Origin of the sequence: Microcystis sp. M53602_WE12 (genome assembly GCF_030065455.1) — a bacterium.
Lineage (GTDB): Bacteria > Cyanobacteriota > Cyanobacteriia > Cyanobacteriales > Microcystaceae > Microcystis > Microcystis aeruginosa.
Map to the genome: position 1 here is coordinate 1 of NZ_JASJFB010000750.1, position 3,714 is coordinate 3,714.

3 protein-coding genes are annotated in these 3,714 nt (G+C 45.4%); 1 reads left to right on the top strand and 2 read right to left on the bottom strand.

Annotated features, from left to right (window positions below):
• The first annotated feature begins 62 nt into the window (after positions 1-62).
• Entirely contained in the window at positions 63-188 is a 126-nt protein-coding gene (locus PX482_RS23215; RefSeq protein ID WP_288025600.1) for a hypothetical protein, read from the top strand.
• Positions 189-343: 155 nt separating this feature from the next.
• Here the strand turns inward: PX482_RS23215 and PX482_RS23220 are convergent, their stop codons facing one another.
• Together PX482_RS23220 and psb27 are read right to left on the bottom strand one after the other, a co-directional pair.
• A complete protein-coding gene (locus PX482_RS23220) occupies positions 344-2,713 on the bottom strand; it encodes an endonuclease MutS2 (RefSeq protein WP_288123083.1) in 2,370 nt (789 codons plus the stop codon).
• A 168-nt stretch (positions 2,714-2,881) separates the two neighbouring features.
• Positions 2,882-3,283: a photosystem II protein Psb27 gene (gene psb27, locus PX482_RS23225; protein ID WP_043998990.1), complete on the bottom strand. Its 402-nt coding sequence runs from the start codon at positions 3,281-3,283 to the stop codon at positions 2,882-2,884.
• Positions 3,284-3,714: the final 431 nt, after the last annotated feature.

The window sequence follows — 3,714 nt, forward strand, 5'->3', positions numbered from 1 at the left end:
TATGGGAGTGGTCGGGGGGAAAATTCCTGGACTTTTTCCCTGAAAATTAGGTAATTTACCCGATGAAAATGGGTAAAACCCCACACCCCACACCCCACACCCTACACCCTGCCCCTAGGAAAAACTTTTTCAGCAGACCCTTACTAGAAACCAGTTTGAGGGACAAGTATAATTACTCACTTGTATAAATGAGATGCTCCCTGGGGAATGGGGAAGTGGGGAAGTGGGGAGTATTTTCGGTGATCAGTAAACAGTGAACAGTGAACTGAAAACTCACATCTGATAACTGATAACTGATTCAAGGCTGACTCCTAACCCGACAAAAAACTTTTTGCCGCAAACCCTAAGTTAAATAAGCGATAGTTACCCCCGAACCTCCCTCATTTGGGGGTGCTAATTGAAAGCGTTTTATCTGGGGATGACGGGATAAAAAATCGTGAACACCTTGACGCAATTTCCCCGTACCTTTACCGTGAATAATCCATAATATGCCCGATGGGGTGGCGCGGGTGATCGCCTGTTCGATATCCGTTTCTGACTCTGCCACCCTGGAACCGCGAATATCGACAGTATTATTAGCAGTACGAATTAAAGGAGTCTCCTGGGGTTTTGTGGGAGTTTGGGGCAAATTTTTGGCAGGTTTTGGCGCAGTTTCCACTTTTTGACCATCCAAAGACTCAATCTGATCTAAGGGTAGGGTCATCTTCATCATACCGAAACGCAGGGAAATCTCCTCTGATTCCGGTGAAATTGCTAAAACTTCGGCAGTTTGTCCCAAATTGGGCAAGCGCACCCTTTCCCCCACTTGCGGACGATAATTAACCTTAGTTTTTTCCGTTTTCGGTAATAACCTTTCTGCGATCGCAGTTAACTCCTCTGTGGCTTTTTGGGCATCTCTACCGGTTTTTGTTCCTGATTGCAACTGGCGAATAACGTTATTAATCTCTGCTTTTGCCGATAGTAAAGCCTTTTGTATCTCCTGCTCCTGATAACGCTTTAATTCTCGCTCTCTCTCCTGTAGAGAATTGGCCCGCGTGGAAACTTCTGTATAAAATTTCTCCGTTTGTTGGAGTAATTGACTAGCTTCCTTAGCTTTTGACTCCTGTTCTCGTCTTTGCGCTTCCAAACCAGCAATTACTTGATTTATCTCCTCCGATAACCCCCCCAGATGATTTCTCGCTTCGGCCACAATTTCGGGACTTAATCCCAAACGCTGGGCAATAGTTAAAGCATTAGAACGCCCCGGAATGCCCCATAATAGTCGATAAGTGGGGGAAAGAGTGCGATCATCAAACTCTACCGAGGCATTTTCAAAGCGAGAATCTCGATACTTTAACGCTTTTAATTCCCCGTAGTGAGTGGTAGCCACTGTCAGTAAACTATGATCGGCGAGGTATTGTAAAATAGCGATCGCTAAAGGACTTCCCTCAGCCGGATCCGTACCTGCTCCCACCTCATCGAGTAAAACCAAGGAACGAGAATTTAAAGCCGCTAAAATGCGAACAATCCGGCGAATGTGACCCGAAAAAGTCGATAAACTCTGTTGCAAAGACTGTTCATCCCCGATATCGGCTAAAACGTGATCGAACCAGGGTATCTCTACCGGTTGCCGCGCTGGAATAAACAGGCCCGCTTTCGCCATTAAAGCCGCTAATCCGAGGGTTTTTAAAGTAACGGTTTTTCCGCCGGTATTTGGTCCGGTGATGGCAACAACGCGAATTTCTGGGCTAATCTGCACATTTATTGGTACGACCTCCCCCCCCTGTTCGTGGTGTTTTTGCCACCAGAGCAAAGGATGACGCAAATTCCGCAAAGTAATCGTTTCCGAACCATCGATAAAGTGGGGGGGATTACCCTCTAACCATAAACTGTAACGGGCCCTAGCGGTGGCCAGATCGAGCCTAGTAGCGATCGCTAGTAAATATTCTAAGTCCTCAAAGGCTTCGGCGATCAGATTACTTAACTGCCGCAGGATTTTTTCTTCTTCGATTTGTTCCTGACGACGATATTGCCGCAGTTGATTGCCTTGGTCAACGATAGAGTGAGGTTCAATGTAAAAAGTCGCCCCTGTGCTGGAAGTATCGTGAATTATCCCCGGTATTTGCTCTTTTTGCGCTGCTTTGACGGGAATCACCCAGCGGTCGCTTCTTTGGGTAATCACCGCTTCTTGGATAGCACCGCCCTGTTTTTGCATGATATCCTGCAATTTTCGGTAAATTCGCTCTCTAATCACCTTCATTTGTCCCCGAATTTCGCGTAATTGGGGACTAGCGCGATCGGATATGCGGCCATCTTCATCGATACAACGGTGTATTTCCTGTTCTATCTCTGGATAGGTGCGAATTTCGGCTACTAACTCCTTTAAAACTGGTATATCTTCCTGTTCGTCAATTAAACGCCGTAAACGTCGCACTCCCGCTAAAGTCGTGGCAATATTTAAAAGTTCCTGTCCCGATAATAAACCCCCCAGATGCGCCCTTTCTAGGGCATCGCCGATGTCGCTAATCCCATCAAAGGAAAGACGACTATCTAATTTTTGTTCTAAGCTATAAACTTCTTTGGTTTGGCAGAGTAGGTTTAAACTTTCCTCTTTGCTTTCTGGTAACGGCAATTGACGAATTGCGATCGCACCGAGTTTAGTCGCTGCAAAAGTAGCTAGGTGTTGACATAGCCGCGGCCATTCCAATAATTCTAGGGTTTCGTCTTGAATCAATTTTGTAGTTTTTTATAATACGCTTTGTATTTCTAGTCTAACCGGATTTGGTCTGATTTTTACAGGAGTGGGGTGTGGGGTATGGGGTGTGGGGAGATGGAGGGATTTCAACTAATACCCCAAAACCCCAACTCCCCAAAACCCTAACACCCAACCCCTAATCTGTATCTAAATTCCTTTCTGGAGAGAGAATTGTACCTGTTTAAATTCTTGTTTTAAACGTTGTTTGAGTTTGTCGGGGATGGGACGGGAACCGTAGGCGGTATAATAACCAGCTAGAGAGTTTAAGGCTGTTTGCATAGTAGTGAAAGAACGCAAACCCCCAGATTTTTTATCTCGTCGGTAGAGGGAGATGTAATCGTTGATTTGTTCCTTTGCTTGCGACTCAACTGCCGCTTTATTCGGGTCATCTTTGACTAAATCAAGGGCTGTGGTTAAAGTTTCAATCACCGTCAGGGTATCCTGTCCATAATTGCCGGTTAACCGCGAACTACTAGAACAACCCATCAATCCGATGACCAGGACGAGAACCAAAGCTAATAAGCGAGAAATGTAAGGTTTTAGAGACATATTTTCAACACCATAAGTTAATCCCAAGTCACCTTATCCTATCAGGAAACCGTGACCAGTTCCCCAGGAGAGTCAACTGGCTGCAAAAATCAGGGGTCAACTGGCGGGTAAATAGCCCAAATATAGGCTTTTTGGGCGGTAAAAGCCCTATTTTTGCCTAAAAGTTGCGATGCCATCAACCCGGAGGGAGTTGATTCTGGACTAATTCGGGCTGCGATCAGGCACTGGTGGCGGTTTCAGGATCGATCGAGATTGGATCTTGCGATCGATTAATCTAGAAGATAAGTAGGTAGGTGTTAAAAGTTGTCAGACACCCCCCTTATCAAGCTGTCCTTTAGTCACATCTTTCTTAACATTTCAAACCTTTGTAGCACAAGGCTTTCAAGACTCGGTTAACAATTTGTAATATTCCTTGTTGACACCCTTACTGA